Origin of the sequence: Psychrobacter sp. GW64-MNA-CIBAN-0177, assembly GCF_040309585.1 — a bacterium.
GTDB classification, from domain to species: Bacteria; Pseudomonadota; Gammaproteobacteria; order Pseudomonadales; family Moraxellaceae; genus Psychrobacter; species Psychrobacter okhotskensis.
The window spans coordinates 1-263 of record NZ_JBEOOY010000328.1; the positions used below are offsets into that span (position 1 = coordinate 1).

1 protein-coding gene is annotated in these 263 nt (G+C 65.8%); it reads right to left on the minus strand.

The window, feature by feature from the left end; all coding sequences use genetic code 11:
* On the minus strand, positions 1–263 hold a 263-nt coding region (locus tag AAEY79_RS15295; RefSeq protein ID WP_352289357.1), incomplete at both ends, for a TonB-dependent receptor domain-containing protein.

The window sequence follows — 263 nt, forward strand, 5'->3', positions numbered from 1 at the left end:
GCTTGGGCTTGAGCCGGGTGTAGTCATAACGCACGGCGGGCAGGAAGGTCCATTTGTCCCAGGTGATCTGGTCCTGGGCGAACAGCGAGTAGGTGTTGATGGTCGGGTCGGGGAAGTCGCTGGCCTTCTTCACGCTGTCGCCGGCTGACGGGCTGGGCCCGCCAATGGCGGTGCAGCCGGCGCCAATGGCCAGGCACGAGGCCGAGCCTTCGCGGGAACCGGTGACTTTCTGCTGCTTGAGGGTGGTGCCGTAGGTGACCTGG